Consider the following 13,502-nt stretch of genomic DNA (forward strand, 5'->3'; position numbering starts at 1 on the left):
AAGAAGCGCGTTATGCAGCTGGTTCGAGGCCTACACAACTTGCGGCCCCAGCATCGGGGCTGTGTCGCCACTATTGGCAATTTCGACGGCGTCCATCGTGGCCATCAGGCCATTCTGGCGCGTTTGCGTGAGCGCGCGGCCGAGTTGGCGCTGCCCAGTTGCGTGGTGATTTTCGAGCCGCAGCCGCGTGAGTTCTTTGGCCCCGACACGGCGCCCGCGCGCCTGACGCGTCTGCGCGACAAGCTCGCGTTGCTGGCCGCCGAAGGTGTCGATCGGGTGCTGTGCCTGAGCTTCAACCCGCGTTTGCGCGAGTTGAGCGCCGCCGAATTCGTCCATAAGGTGCTGGTCGAGGGCCTGGGCGTGCGGCATCTGGAGGTCGGTGACGACTTCCGCTTCGGTTGCGACAGGGTCGGCGACTTCGCCTTTCTGGAGCAGGCCGGTGAGCGCGAAGGCTTTACCGTCGAGGCCGCCGCGACGGTCGAACTGGATGGCGTGCGCGTCAGCAGTACCGGGGTGCGCGAGGCCCTGGCCGCGGGCGACTTCGTCCTGGCCGAACACCTGCTCGGTCGCCCGTTCCAGATCGCCGGGCGCGTGCTGCACGGGCAGAAGCTGGGTCGCCAGCTGGATGCGCCGACCGCCAATGTGCAGCTCAAGCGCAAGCGCGTGCCACTGAGCGGGGTGTACCTGGTCAGCACCGAGGTGGACGGTCAGCCGTGGCCGGGGGTCGCCAATATCGGCGTGCGCCCGAGCGTGGCGGGCGATGGCAGTGCCCACCTCGAAGTGCATTTGCTGGATTTTGCCGGTGATCTGTATGGCCGGCGTTTGACGGTGGCATTCCACCACAAGCTGCGTGAAGAGCAGCGTTTCGCCTCCCTCGAGGCACTGAAGACGGCCATTGCTGCCGATATTGCCGCCGCCCGTGCCCACTGGCAGGGTCAACTGCACAACCTGTTGGCAGGGCCAACCGATTAAATGAAGAGCCTGAAATGACCGACTACAAAGCCACGCTAAATCTGCCAGATACCCAGTTCCCGATGAAGGCCGGCCTGCCGCAGCGCGAGCCGCAGATTCTGCAGCGCTGGAACGACATGGGTCTGTATCAGAAGCTGCGGCAGCTGGGCGAAGGCCGGCCGAAATTCGTCCTGCACGACGGCCCGCCCTATGCCAACGGCAGCATTCATATCGGTCATGCGGTCAACAAGATCCTCAAGGACATCATCACCCGCTCCAAGACCCTGGCCGGCTACGACGCCCCCTATGTGCCGGGCTGGGACTGCCATGGCCTGCCGATCGAGCACAAGGTCGAGACCACCTTCGGCAAGAACCAGCCGTCCGACCTCACCCGCGAGCGCTGCCGCACCTATGCCGGCGAGCAGATCGAAGGGCAGAAGGCCGACTTCATCCGCCTCGGCGTGCTCGGCGACTGGGCCAACCCGTACAAGACCATGGACTTCGCCAACGAGGCCGGCGAGATCCGCGCCCTGGCCGAGATGGTCAAGCACGGCTTCGTGTTCAAGGGCCTGAAGCCGGTCAACTGGTGTTTCGACTGCGGTTCGGCGCTGGCCGAAGCCGAAGTCGAATACCAGGACAAGAAATCCGATGCCATCGACGTGGCCTTCCCGGTCGAAGATGCCGACCAGCTGGCCGCCGCCTTCGGTCTGGCCAGCCTGGGCAAGCCTGCCAGCATCGTGATCTGGACCACCACGCCCTGGACCATTCCGGCCAACCAGGCGCTCAACGTCCACCCCGAATTCAACTACGCCCTGGTCGATACCGGCGACAAGCTGCTGGTCCTGGCCGAAGAACTGGTCGAGAGCAGCCTGCAGCGCTACGGCCTGCAAGGCGAAGTGCTGGCCATCGCCAAGGGCGAGGCGCTCGAGCTGATCCGTTTCCGCCATCCGTTCTACGAGCGTTTCTCGCCGGTCTACCTGGCCGATTACGTCGACCTGGGCGCGGGCACCGGTATCGTCCATTCGGCGCCGGCCTACGGCGAGGACGACTTCCGTTCCTGCAAGGGCTACGGCATGAGCAATGACGACATTCTCAGCCCGGTGCAGAGCAATGGCGTGTACGTCGAGTCGTTGCCGTTCTTCGGCGGCCAGTTCATCTGGAAGGCCAACCCGAACATCGTCGCCAAGCTCGACGAAGTCGGTTGCCTGCTCAAGCACGAAGCCATCCAGCACAGCTACATGCACTGCTGGCGGCACAAGACCCCGCTGATCTACCGCGCCACCGCGCAGTGGTTCGTCGGCATGGACACCCAACCGAACGAGGGCGACACCCTGCGCGAGCGGGCGCTGGCTGCCATCGAACAGACCGCCTTCGTCCCGGCCTGGGGCCAGGCGCGCCTGCACAGCATGATCGCCGGCCGACCGGACTGGTGCATCTCGCGCCAGCGCAACTGGGGCGTGCCGATCCCGTTCTTCCTGCACAAGGAGAGCGGCGAGCTGCACCCGCGCACTGCCGAACTGATGGAGGCCGTAGCGCTACATGTCGAGCAGGCGGGCATCGAGGCCTGGTTCAAGCTGGATGCCGCCGAGTTGCTCGGTGACGAGGCCGCGCAGTACGACAAGATCAGCGACACCCTGGACGTCTGGTTCGACTCCGGCACCACCCACTGGCACGTGCTGCGCGGCTCCCATCCGCTCGGCCACGCCACTGGCCCGCGCGCCGACCTGTATCTGGAAGGTTCCGACCAGCACCGTGGCTGGTTCCATTCGTCCCTGCTGACAGGCAGCGCCATCGACGGTCACGCGCCCTACAAGGAGCTGTTGACCCACGGCTTCGTGGTCGACGAGAACGGTCGCAAGATGTCCAAGTCGCTGGGCAACGTGGTCGCCCCGCAGGAAGTCAACGACAGCCTGGGCGCCGACATCCTGCGCCTGTGGGTGGCGTCCACCGACTACTCCGGCGAGATGGCCGTGTCCAAGGTGATCCTGCAGCGCAGCGCCGATTCCTACCGGCGGATCCGCAACACCGCGCGCTTCCTGCTGGCCAACCTCAGCGGTTTCGACCCGGCGCAGCATGTGCTGCCCGCCGCGGACATGCTGGCCCTGGACCGCTGGGCGGTGGATCGCGCCTTGCTGCTGCAGCGCGAGATCGAGGAAGCCTACGACAGCTACCGCTTCTGGAACGTCTACCAGAAGGTGCACAACTTCTGCGTGCAGGAGCTGGGCGGCTTCTACCTCGACATCATCAAGGACCGCCAGTACACCACCGCCGCCGACAGCGTGGCGCGCCGTTCCTGCCAGACCGCGCTGTTCCACATCGCCGAGGCGCTGGTGCGCTGGATCGCCCCGGTGCTGTCCTTCACCGCCGACGAGCTGTGGCAGTACCTGCCGGGCGAGCGCAACGAATCGGTGATGCTCAACGGCTGGTACCAGGGCCTGAGCGAGCTGCCGCAGGATTTCGAGCTGAGCCGCGAGTTCTGGGAGCGGGTCATGGCGGTCAAGGTCGCGGTCAACAAGGAAATGGAGAACCTGCGCGCGGCCAAGGCCATCGGCGGCAACCTGCAGGCCGAGGTGACCCTCTACGCCGAAGACAGCCTGATCGCCGACCTCAGCAAGCTCGGCAACGAGCTGCGCTTCGTGTTGATCACCTCGACTGCCAGCCTGGCGCCGCTCGCCAGTGCGCCAAGCGATGCGGTGGAGACCGAAGTGCCGGGCCTCAAGCTGAAAGTGCTCAAGTCCGGCCACGCCAAGTGCGCGCGCTGCTGGCACCACCGTGAAGACGTCGGGGTCAACCCGGCGCATCCGGAAATCTGCGGCCGCTGCGTGGACAACATCGAAGGCGCCGGCGAGGTTCGTCACTATGCGTGATGGCAGTCATGCGCGTTCTTGCGTAGGAGCCAGCTTGCTGCGGTCCGGCGCCCCGGCGATCCGCGGAATATCGCCAGCAAGCTGGCTCCTACAGATTGAGGGGCATTCATGAGCGCCCGCTTCGGCCGGTTGCCCTGGCTGTGGCTGAGCCTGCTGGTGTTCGTGATCGATCAGGCCAGCAAGTTCTACTTCGACAACGCGCTGACCATGTACCAGCAGATCGTGGTGATCCCCGATTACTTCAGCTGGACCCTGGCCTACAACACCGGCGCGGCGTTCAGCTTCCTGGCCGGGGCCTCGGGCTGGCAGCGCTGGCTGTTCGCCGTGATCGCCATCGTCATCAGCGCTGTGCTGGTGGTCTGGCTCAAGCGCCTGAAACCGGACGAAACCTGGCTGGCCATGGCGCTGGCGCTGGTGCTCGGCGGTGCGCTGGGCAACCTGGTCGACCGGGTGATGTTCGGTCATGTGGTCGACTTCATCCTGGTGCACTGGCAACACCGCTGGTACTTCCCGGCCTTCAATGTCGCGGACGCCGCCATTACCCTCGGCGCCATCCTCTTGGCGCTGGATATGTTCAAAAGCCACAAGTCCGGAGAAACCACCCCATGACTGATGTACGTATCGGCCCGGACAGGGAAGTCACCCTGCATTTCGCTCTCAAGCTGGAAAACGGCGACGTGGTCGACAGCACCTTCGACAAACAGCCCGCCACCTTCAGGGTCGGCGACGGCAACCTGCTGCCGGGCTTCGAATCCGCCCTGTTCGGATTCAAGGCCGGCGACAAGCGCACCGTGCAGGTCCTGCCCGAGCATGGCTTCGGCCAGCCCAACCCGCAGAACGTGCAGATCATGCCGCGCAGCCAGTTCAAGGACATGGAACTCTCCGACGGCCTGCTGGTGATCTTCAACGACGCCGCCAACGCCGAGCTGCCGGGCGTGGTCAAGGCCTTCGACGACAGCCAGGTGACCATTGACTTCAACCACCCGCTGGCCGGCAAGACCCTCAGCTTCGACGTGGAAATCATCGCGGTCAAAGCGCTGTAGCTAGCGTTTCTGCTTCTGTGGGAGCGGCTTTAGCCGCGAAGCTCTTCCGGCCGGCGGCTACTGCCGCCCCCACGGCCTTGCCGTATTACACTGCCATTCCAGTTCCCGCGTGCCGAGAGTCACCATGCATATCAAACTCGCCAATCCCCGCGGCTTCTGCGCCGGTGTCGACCGCGCCATCGAAATCGTCAACCGCGCCCTGGAAGTCTTCGGCCCGCCGATCTATGTGCGTCATGAAGTGGTGCACAACAAGTTCGTGGTCGAAGACCTGCGCGCGCGCGGCGCCATCTTCGTCGAGGAGCTGGACCAGATCCCCGACGACGTCATCGTCATCTTCAGCGCCCACGGCGTATCCCAGGCCGTGCGCAGCGAAGCCGAACGGCGCGGCCTGAAGATCTTCGACGCCACCTGCCCGCTGGTGACCAAGGTGCACATGGAAGTGGTGCGCTACAGTCGCGAAGGCCGCGAATGCATCCTGATCGGCCACGCTGGCCACCCGGAAGTCGAAGGCACCATGGGCCAGTACGACGCCAGCAACGGCGGCGCCATCTACCTGGTGGAAGACGAGGCGGATGTCGAGCGCCTGCAGGTACGCAACCCCGAGGCCCTGGCCTTCGTCACCCAGACCACCCTGTCGATGGACGACACCAGCAAGGTCATCGACGCCCTGCGCAGCAAATTCCCCAGCATCGGCGGGCCGCGCAAGGATGACATCTGCTACGCCACCCAGAACCGCCAGGACGCGGTCAAGCAGCTCGCCACCGAGTGCGACGTGCTGCTGGTGGTCGGTAGCCCCAACAGCTCCAACTCCAACCGCCTGCGCGAACTGGCCGAGCGCATGGGCACCCCGGCCTACCTGATCGACGGCGCCGAAGACCTCAAGCGCGAGTGGTTCGACGGCGTTGCCGGCATCGGCATCACCGCCGGCGCCTCGGCGCCAGAGGTGCTGGTGCGTGGCGTAGTCAGCCAATTGCAAGCCTGGGGCGCGACAGGCGAGAGCGAGCTGGAAGGTCGGCCGGAGAACGTCACCTTCTCCATGCCCAAGGAGTTGCGGGTGACGCAGCTCTGAGTCTGGCGGCAAAAGTAGGGCGTCCGGGCGTCGTTCCGCTCGGAGCGCAGCGAAAGCCTGCCAGCTTTGCGCCGCGCCGATTAGCCATGGTGCACTGCCTGCGGGTAGGGCGGCTTCGGAGCGCAGCGACAACCCGCCAGCTTCTGTGCTGCGCCGGTGACCCATTGCACGCCGCCTGCGCTCGCATGCTCCTTCAGCAATAGTCCGGCTCATCCCTGGCCCGTCTCAGTCTGCCGCTGGCGCTCAGTACCAGGCGTCTGACCGCCTGTTTGCCGGTTGCGTGACAGAGTGTCAGCGTCCCCGCCTGGAAGCCGCCACCCAGCAGCTTGGCGTTGCCGAGCGGGGTGTAGCGGACGTAGCGCCCGACTGGCGTATTGCCCTTGGCGATCACGCCCTTGGGCAGCGACTGTTCCTGCCTGAGCAAGGGTTCGCCTTCATCCAGTTGGCCGTTGTTGTTCAGGTCGACGAACACTCGCCAGCCGCTGGCCCAATCGCCATCGGCGTTGTCGACCAGCACCGGCTGGCGCCGCTTGATCGATTCGCTGCGGGCCAGGGCCAGGTTCGCCGCCAGGGTATTGCTGGCGCTGACCAGTTGTTGATTGCCCATGAACTGCTGCGCGCCCGGCACGCCGATAGTCGCCAGCAGCGCGAGGACGCCGAGCGAGGTGAGTAATTCGGGGAGGGTGAAACCGCAAGCGTGACGGTGCATGGCGTCCGTGCCTCTTGGTCGGGTGACCCTGCCATCCTGGTAGGGCGTGTGCCGGTCGTCTCCGTCCCGGCTCCGGTGGTCGCGCCGGCCGGAGTGTTTTCCGCGGCTGGCCTATAAGCTCTAGCCGGTAAACCGCTTTTTGCAAGGCAAGCGCGCAAGAAGAGCAAGAAAAGGGCAAGGAAAGCTGTCGAGGAAAGCTGCTAGATTCGCCTGAGTCGATGGACATGGCCGTCCGTGAATGGAAAAGCGCCAACTGTCGAAACTCCGCACTGGTTAGCGGTATTCCAGTGCAATGATTCGTACCCTACCGGCGCATGGGTAGGGCATGTGAATAAACCGAGCGCGAGAGGGAACATGGTGGAGCGAACTGAGCAGCGGGGGTTTAGCCTGATCGAGTTGATGATCGTGATTGCGATCATCGGCATCCTGGCTGCTATTGCCTACCCGAACTATCAGGAATACATCATCAAGAGCAATCGTGCCGCGGCGCAGGCGGCGATGATGGATATCGCCAATCGCGAACAGCAATTGCTGCTGGCTAACCGCGCCTATGTCGCCGCGGCCAACGCCGCCGCTTTTCAAGCCAGTACCGGATACGTGTTGCCTGCCGAAGTGTCCGCTAAATATGGTTTCAAGGTCGAGCTGGGTGCGGGGCCGGAGCCTTCCTTTACGATCACATTCGTGCCGTCGGGGGGGCAGGCAGGCGATGGCAACCTGACGCTGAATAGTCAAGGGGCCAAGACGCCGCCGGAGAAGTGGTGACCATGCTTATGCCACTAACCATCCGAAACCAGCGCGGCGTCACTCTGATTGAGGTGCTGGTCACCGTGATTATTCTTTCCATCGGTTTGCTGGGTATCGCGGGGTTGCAGTCGCGGTTGCAGCAGTCCGAGATGGAGGCATATCAGCGATCCCAGGCTCTGTTGCTGCTCAATGACATGGCCAATCGCATTGCCAGCAACCGCAATAATGCAGCTACCTACGTTACGGGAGCAGCCAGCCCGCTTGGTTTCGGCATGACTTGCCCAAGCAATTCAGGTAGCCGCAAGCAAAGAGACTCCAGCGAGTGGTGCGCCGCCCTGCAAGGCGCGGCGGAAAACGTTGGTACCAGTCAGATCGGCGCGATGCTAGGTGGTCGAGGCTGTGTCGAATCTCTTGGCAGTGGTCAATACCTAGTCACGGTGGCTTGGCAGGGCTTGTTCCCTCTCGCGGCCCCTTCGGCGGGTGTTGCCTGTGGCGCAAATAGCTATGGTTCCGCCGGTTCAACCTGTGCCAATGATGTTTGTCGTCGTGTGGTCACTACCATCGTGCGGGTGGCCACACTATGAAAACCCTATTAATAGAAGTGCAAAGCAAGCAGTGCAGGCCCTTTGGGCAGAGCCCGCAATCCGGTTTTAGTCTCATCGAATTGATGGTCGCCATGGTCATCAGTTTGCTGATCATGGGGGGCGTACTCACACTCTTTCTGGATGTCACTCGCACCAACGATGAAATGGCCAAGACCAATATCCAGATCGAGAATGGTCGTTTTGCCATTCAGTTGTTGCAGAACGACCTCTCGCATGGCGGGTTTTGGGACGGCTATGTCCCCCAGTTTGATGACTTGACGTTGACCACCGTGGCCAGCGATACGCCTACCGAGGCTCCTAATTCCTGCCTCGCTTACAGTGACTTAGGCTGGACTGATGAGCATAAAAACAATCTGCTGGGTATCCCTGTACAGGCATACGACGATGCGCCGACGGGCTGTACCAGTGCCTCACCAGCGATAGGAACAGATATAAAAGCCAACACCGATTTCCTGGTGGTGCGCCACGCAGAAACTTGTGTGGCTGGTGTGGGTGGTTGTGAAAATACCGCTGGCAAAGTTTATTTCCAGACATCGTTGTGTTCGACCTTGCCTGAAACAGCCTATTCCTATGTGCTTGATACCGATGACCATGATCTTCGTCAGATGGACTGCGCGACTGCTGCGGATAGAAGGAAGTTTGTGTCGAATATTTATTATATTCGCGACGATGACACCTTGATGCGTTCACGGTTCGACGTAGACAGGCATCTTGCCGCTGAGCCCATGATTGAAGGTGTGGAAGGCTTCCGGGTTGAGCTGGGTATCGATGACGGTCCGGTCGATGGCGCTCCCGATACCTATGTGCGTTGCCCCTTGGCTGATATCTCTGCCGATACGACTGCTCCCTCGACCCATCCGGCCGCAACTGTCTGTACCGAAGATCAGTTGGCGAATGTGGTGGCGGTCAAAGTATATGTGCTGGTGCGCAGCCTTACCGCAACGCCGGGTTATACCGATGGCAAGACCTATAGCCTCGGCACCACCACGCTCGGGCCATTCAATGACAATTTCAAGCGCCACGTATTTTCCAGCACGGTGCGCCTGAACAATATATCTGGCAGAAGAGAGGCCCCATGACTTTGCCCAGATCGCTCTATTCCCAGCGTGGATCAACCCTGATCGTTGGCCTGATCATGCTGCTTCTGTTCACGCTGATGATCTCCAGTGCATTCACCATGAGCGGGAGCAATCTCAAGGCCGTGGGTAATATGCAGTCTCGCGACGAAGCTATTGCAGCGGCTAACGCGGCTATTGAGCAGGTGGTAAGCCTTAATTTCACCAGCCTGACAGCAGCTCAACCCTACGAACTCGATTTTGATCAGGATCCTGCGACCCCACCATATCTGGTGACAGTGACGGTGGAAGGTTGCCGTAGGGCAACTCCGGCCCCTGTCGATGAGTCTCTTTTGAGTGGTGTCGCTTCTGGTATTCCCAGTACCAGCGGCTTTTACACCCTCTGGGAACTCAAGTCGGTTGTGGCCGATGGGCTGTCGGGAGCGGCGGTGACCGTGCGCCATGGTGTGCGCAAGTATATGGGTGAACTTGACCCCGATTTTGCAAAGTGCAGTTGAGTGCAGTGCATAGACGCTTAGGAGAAGGATAATGAAAGGCTTTTGGCTGAAAAGCGTGCTGGGTATGACTGCACTGATTCTGCACTGCTCTGCTTATGCAGAGGACGTTGATCTGTTTGCGGGCATCACGCCGCCGAACTCTGGACTTCCCAATGTGTTGCTTATCTTGGATAACTCGGCAAATTGGGGGTCCAATATTCCTGTTGCTGACTGTTATTACAAAGATAATGGAGTGGTTGTTAAAGACTCTGATGGGGTTTCTGTTGGCCCGCCGGATGGCAGCGTAAAAGGTAAAGACAGTCCAAGTGTTGAGCAAGGTAAAAAGATAGCCATTGAGAAATGTGCCCTCTACAACGCAATCGATGCCTTGCCGACCGAGGCGGATGGGGGCGCCAAGTTCAATGTTGGCTTTATGCTCTTCAATGAATCTCCAGCCGCCAATAGCGGCGGCTATCCGCGTCAGGCCTTTTTGCCGCTGACAACTGCAAATAAAGCGGTACTCAAGGCAAAGATTGCTGCCCTTAGTATTGATCTTGATAAAGGCAACAATGCCGCCTTTGCCAAAACGTTGCATGAGGCCTATCTGTATTTCAAGGGGGAAACACCCTACAAGGGCACTGCCGGTACCAAGTGGGATCCCGCTGCCGTAGAGGGGGGGAAGTATGTCAGCCACTCTGCCAACAGTTGTGGGCGAAACCACATCATCTTTATCGCCAATGGCGGGGCTGGCGAGGTGACTAACAACGAGGCGCGCGACCTTCTGAATGGCTTGGGCGGCAATGTTACGCAGATCAGTTATCCGACCAGTGAGATCAGCAATAGTGACCAAGGCAACTGGGCCGATGAATATGCGCGTTATATGCGCGGGGCCGACGTAAGTAACAAGGATGACGCGCAGGGCATCATCACCCACGGGATTGCCGTTACGGGGGCTTCGAGTGACGGTAATTACCCCAATTTCATAAGGGCGATGGCCGACTACGGTTATGGCAGCTATTTTGCGGCCAGCGATGTGGATAAACTCACGGTCGCAATTCTGGATACGTTCAGCCAGATTCAGGCGGTCAACAGTGTCTTTGCTTCGGCCAGCTTGCCAATCAGCGTCAGTACCCAGGGCACCTACTTGAACCAGGTGTTTATCGGCATGTTCCGCCCGGACGTCAATGCTGACCCGCGCTGGGCAGGCAACCTCAAGCAATATAAGTTCGTTGCGGATACTTCGGGCGGGAAATTCAGTTTGTTTCTCGGCGATGCGGATAGCAAGCCTGCCATCAGTACGGCCAATACAGGCTTCCTTAGGCCCTGCGCACGCAGCTTCTGGACGTCTGAGGATCCAGACAGCTACTGGTCGTTCCTGCCGCAAGGTACCTGTACGACCATCAACGAAGTGGTTATCCCTAATCTGGATCGGTCCAACTCACCAGACGGCGATATTGTGGAGAAGGGCGCTGCGGGATATCGCCTCCGGAGTGGGGGACTAACGCCGACTACACGCAAGGTTAAGACTTGCAACGGCTGCGTGCTCAATACTGACTCGCTGCCAGAAATTAGCGATACCAGTTCTGGCCTGTCAGCCGATTTGGTGGCGTGGATACGTGGTGCCGATAACACCGTTAACGCCGATAACGTTCCTACCCCTGAAAAGTCAGGTCAGACTGCCGCTGATATGCGTCCCTCGGTGCATGGCGATGTGGTGCATTCCCGCCCGGTAGCCGTGGATTACGGTGGCGATACAGGCGTAGTGGTGTTCTATGGTTCTAATGATGGAACTTTTCGCGCCATCAATGGCAATCAGGGCGATACCGACGGCAACGAGCTCTGGTCGTTTGTCGCGCCAGAGCACTACAGCAAATTCGAGCGGCTGCGCTCGAACAGCCCTGAGTTGTATTATCCAGGCACGCCGACAGCCACAGCCACACGCAAGGACTACTTCTTCGACGGTCCGGTCACTGCGCACAAAGATGACGATAATGTGTGGGTCTATGCTGCCATGCGCCGCGGCGGCAGTGCGATGTACGCATTCGATGTCAGTGCTGGGGCGAACCTCACCGACCCAAGGCTGAAATGGAAGGCTGACAGTACGACAACAGGGCTGAGCAATATTGGCCAGACATGGTCGGCGCCCAAGGTCATCAAAGCCGCAGGTTATACCAGCGTTACCAGTTCCACAGACGCTGAGGGAGTCACAACAACTACTACGAACTACAAGCCCATGCTGATCATGGGCGGCGGTTACGACTCCTGCGAGGATGGCACTGTCGCCTCCGATCTCAATACGTGTACGCCTGGCACGCCTCGGGGCAGCAATATCTATGTGTTGGATGCAGATACCGGCACAGTGTTGAATGACGCTCTCACTATGGTTACAGACCGCAGTGTAGTGGGCGACATTACGGTTGTGACCAACAGCAGTGGGTTGGCGCAGTACGCGTATGCGGCAGATACCGGCGGTAATGTCTATCGGATCAGTATCGCTGGCGCTCCGTCGACCTGGGCGGTCAAAAAAATCGCTGCGCTCGGCTGTGATACCGAGACTTGCCCTGGCGGGGTGGCCAATCGCAAGTTCCTGTTTGCTCCAGAAGTCGTCGTTACCAGTGGCTTCAATGCGGTGCTGTTGGGCTCTGGCGATCGCGAGCATCCATTGAGTACTGACGCTGTAACTGCATCTGTTAATAACGCCTTTTACATGATCAAGGATGATCGTTCGGCCGACCCGGATGTGATTAGCCTCGACGACGATGTGTTGTTGGAGATCGATGCTAATAGTGCGGGGCTAACTGCTGCTCAACAGACCGAGCTAAACGCTGCCGATAATAAAGGCTGGTATTTGCAGTATGGAACCGGTGCCGTCCACGATAAAGAGCAGGTGGTGACATCTGCGGTGGTCGTGTTTGGGGTGGTAACCTTCAGTACCCATACCCCAACCGTCGCATCATCGACCAGTTGTGGTTCGAATCTGGGGACGGCTCGGGTTTATAACATCAATTTTCTGGATGCTTCACCGGCTAAGGGATCTGATCGTTTTCAAGTAATTGATGGCGGCGGGCTGCCACCTTCTCCAGTGTCAGGGATAGTGACAGTATGTACCAGTGATGGAGTATGCACTGATGTGCCATTTGTTATAGGAGCTAACCCAGAGTCGCCCGTGGAAGTTGATTATGCGCCCGAGCCTAGTGGTTCTGCGGTTAACAAAAGCCGTGTGTATTGGAATATCGAGCAATGATTGGACACATGGCTTCTATTCAGCGATCAGGGCAGCGCGGTTTCACCCTGATCGAGTTGATGATCACTCTTGCTGTATTCGCGGTGCTGCTGGCAATCATGGTGCCGTCGTACTCCGACATGACCCTGGGCAGCAAACTGCGCTCCCAAGCCAACGATCTGGTCGCGGGAGCGGTGCTGGCGCGCAGCGAGGCGATCAAGCGTAATGCCGCTGTGCGGATGTGTGTTTCTGCTGATGGCGCAAACTGCATCGCAGGGGGCTGGGAGCAAGGCTGGGTGGTGTTCCACGACGCCGACGACGACGGGACGCTGGATGCAGGCGAGACGGTACTGCTGCAGCATCAGGCGGCCCCTTCCGGTTTTAAAATTACCGGGACGCTCGCCAGCGTGCGTTTTCAGGGAACTGGTGTAGGGGCTACCCAGGTTACATTGACAGCCTGCCGTGCCACTCCCAGCGTTGGGGGCCAAGAGCGTGTGGTCAATATCACTGCGACAGGGCGTGCATCTGTGACCAGGACCAATACCGCGACCTGCTCCTGACCCATTTCCCGTAGCTCAACCGGCGTAACTGGCTGTCTCTGCTGGCAACCTTCACCCCCAATATCAAGCAGCAGCGTTTCGGCACAATGGGCGGCTGGCCTGTGCCGGGTTGCCCTCGTGCATTGTGCCGGCCTCAGCCAATCTGGCTCATTCCCCTAGCCGTCAGCGCTCACTGCCTC

General features: G+C 60.3%; 12 protein-coding genes. 11 read left to right on the top strand and 1 reads right to left on the bottom strand.

The features are described from left to right. The first annotated feature begins 12 nt into the window (after positions 1-12). The 5 genes from ribF (at position 13) to ispH (ending at position 5,930) form a co-directional block, all read left to right on the top strand. The gene (gene ribF / locus G9C89_RS01900; RefSeq protein ID WP_172143824.1) at positions 13-972 is read left to right on the top strand and encodes a bifunctional riboflavin kinase/FAD synthetase; all 960 of its coding nucleotides are present in this window, start codon (positions 13-15) and stop codon (positions 970-972) included. A 14-nt stretch (positions 973-986) separates the two neighbouring features. Continuing rightward, complete coding sequence (gene ileS, locus G9C89_RS01905) at positions 987-3,818, top strand: isoleucine--tRNA ligase (protein ID WP_172143826.1); 2,832 nt, start codon at positions 987-989, stop codon at positions 3,816-3,818. A gap of 108 nt (positions 3,819-3,926) precedes the next feature. Then, on the top strand, positions 3,927-4,427 hold the full coding sequence (gene lspA, locus G9C89_RS01910; protein ID WP_172143828.1) for a signal peptidase II: 501 nt from the start codon (positions 3,927-3,929) through the stop codon (positions 4,425-4,427). Further along, positions 4,424-4,861: an FKBP-type peptidyl-prolyl cis-trans isomerase gene (locus tag G9C89_RS01915; RefSeq protein ID WP_172143830.1), complete on the top strand. Its 438-nt coding sequence runs from the start codon at positions 4,424-4,426 to the stop codon at positions 4,859-4,861. Before lspA ends, G9C89_RS01915 begins: the two co-directional genes overlap by 4 nt. A gap of 124 nt (positions 4,862-4,985) precedes the next feature. After that, complete coding sequence (ispH, locus tag G9C89_RS01920) at positions 4,986-5,930, top strand: 4-hydroxy-3-methylbut-2-enyl diphosphate reductase (protein WP_172143832.1); 945 nt, start codon at positions 4,986-4,988, stop codon at positions 5,928-5,930. A gap of 193 nt (positions 5,931-6,123) precedes the next feature. Here the strand turns inward: ispH and G9C89_RS01925 are convergent, their stop codons facing one another. After that, the gene (locus G9C89_RS01925; protein WP_172144826.1) at positions 6,124-6,639 is read right to left on the bottom strand and encodes a GspH/FimT family pseudopilin; all 516 of its coding nucleotides are present in this window, start codon (positions 6,637-6,639) and stop codon (positions 6,124-6,126) included. A 354-nt stretch (positions 6,640-6,993) separates the two neighbouring features. Between G9C89_RS01925 and G9C89_RS01930 the strand changes: the two genes are divergently transcribed. Genes G9C89_RS01930 through G9C89_RS01955 form a run of 6 tightly spaced genes read left to right on the top strand, consistent with a single transcriptional unit; the run spans position 6,994 to position 13,323 of the window. Next, a complete protein-coding gene (locus G9C89_RS01930) occupies positions 6,994-7,401 on the top strand; it encodes a type IV pilin protein (protein WP_172143834.1) in 408 nt (135 codons plus the stop codon). Positions 7,402-7,409: 8 nt separating this feature from the next. Beyond that, positions 7,410-7,967, top strand: a complete 558-nt coding sequence (pilV, locus tag G9C89_RS01935) for a type IV pilus modification protein PilV (protein WP_172143836.1) — start codon at positions 7,410-7,412, stop codon at positions 7,965-7,967. Beyond that, positions 7,964-9,067, top strand: a complete 1,104-nt coding sequence (locus tag G9C89_RS01940; RefSeq protein ID WP_172143838.1) for a PilW family protein — start codon at positions 7,964-7,966, stop codon at positions 9,065-9,067. Before pilV ends, G9C89_RS01940 begins: the two co-directional genes overlap by 4 nt. Further along, complete coding sequence (locus tag G9C89_RS01945; RefSeq protein WP_172143840.1) at positions 9,064-9,561, top strand: pilus assembly PilX N-terminal domain-containing protein; 498 nt, start codon at positions 9,064-9,066, stop codon at positions 9,559-9,561. The genes G9C89_RS01940 and G9C89_RS01945 overlap by 4 nt, the downstream gene beginning before the upstream one ends. A 31-nt stretch (positions 9,562-9,592) precedes the next feature. After that, positions 9,593-12,784: a pilus assembly protein gene (locus G9C89_RS01950; RefSeq protein ID WP_172143842.1), complete on the top strand. Its 3,192-nt coding sequence runs from the start codon at positions 9,593-9,595 to the stop codon at positions 12,782-12,784. Between the two features lie 8 nt (positions 12,785-12,792). After that, positions 12,793-13,323 carry a GspH/FimT family pseudopilin gene (locus G9C89_RS01955; protein ID WP_172143844.1) on the top strand — a complete coding sequence of 177 codons (531 nt, stop codon included), beginning with the start codon at positions 12,793-12,795 and terminating at the stop codon, positions 13,321-13,323. The last annotated feature ends 179 nt before the right edge of the window (positions 13,324-13,502 follow it).

This window comes from Pseudomonas tumuqii (assembly GCF_013184545.1).
Classification (GTDB): domain Bacteria; phylum Pseudomonadota; class Gammaproteobacteria; order Pseudomonadales; family Pseudomonadaceae; genus Aquipseudomonas; species Aquipseudomonas tumuqii.

Coding starts and splice junctions, on each gene's coding strand:
- G9C89_RS01955 (WP_172143844.1), top strand. CDS start 12,793: ATGGCTTCTATTCAGCGATCAGGGCAGCGCGGTTTCACCCTGATCGAG.
- G9C89_RS01950 (WP_172143842.1), top strand. CDS start 9,593: ATGAAAGGCTTTTGGCTGAAAAGCGTGCTGGGTATGACTGCACTGATT.
- G9C89_RS01945 (WP_172143840.1), top strand. CDS start 9,064: ATGACTTTGCCCAGATCGCTCTATTCCCAGCGTGGATCAACCCTGATC.
- G9C89_RS01930 (WP_172143834.1), top strand. CDS start 6,994: ATGGTGGAGCGAACTGAGCAGCGGGGGTTTAGCCTGATCGAGTTGATG.
- G9C89_RS01915 (WP_172143830.1), top strand. CDS start 4,424: ATGACTGATGTACGTATCGGCCCGGACAGGGAAGTCACCCTGCATTTC.
- G9C89_RS01925 (WP_172144826.1), bottom strand. CDS start 6,639: ATGCACCGTCACGCTTGCGGTTTCACCCTCCCCGAATTACTCACCTCG.
- G9C89_RS01940 (WP_172143838.1), top strand. CDS start 7,964: ATGAAAACCCTATTAATAGAAGTGCAAAGCAAGCAGTGCAGGCCCTTT.
- ispH (WP_172143832.1), top strand. CDS start 4,986: ATGCATATCAAACTCGCCAATCCCCGCGGCTTCTGCGCCGGTGTCGAC.
- ribF (WP_172143824.1), top strand. CDS start 13: ATGCAGCTGGTTCGAGGCCTACACAACTTGCGGCCCCAGCATCGGGGC.
- pilV (WP_172143836.1), top strand. CDS start 7,410: ATGCCACTAACCATCCGAAACCAGCGCGGCGTCACTCTGATTGAGGTG.
- lspA (WP_172143828.1), top strand. CDS start 3,927: ATGAGCGCCCGCTTCGGCCGGTTGCCCTGGCTGTGGCTGAGCCTGCTG.
- ileS (WP_172143826.1), top strand. CDS start 987: ATGACCGACTACAAAGCCACGCTAAATCTGCCAGATACCCAGTTCCCG.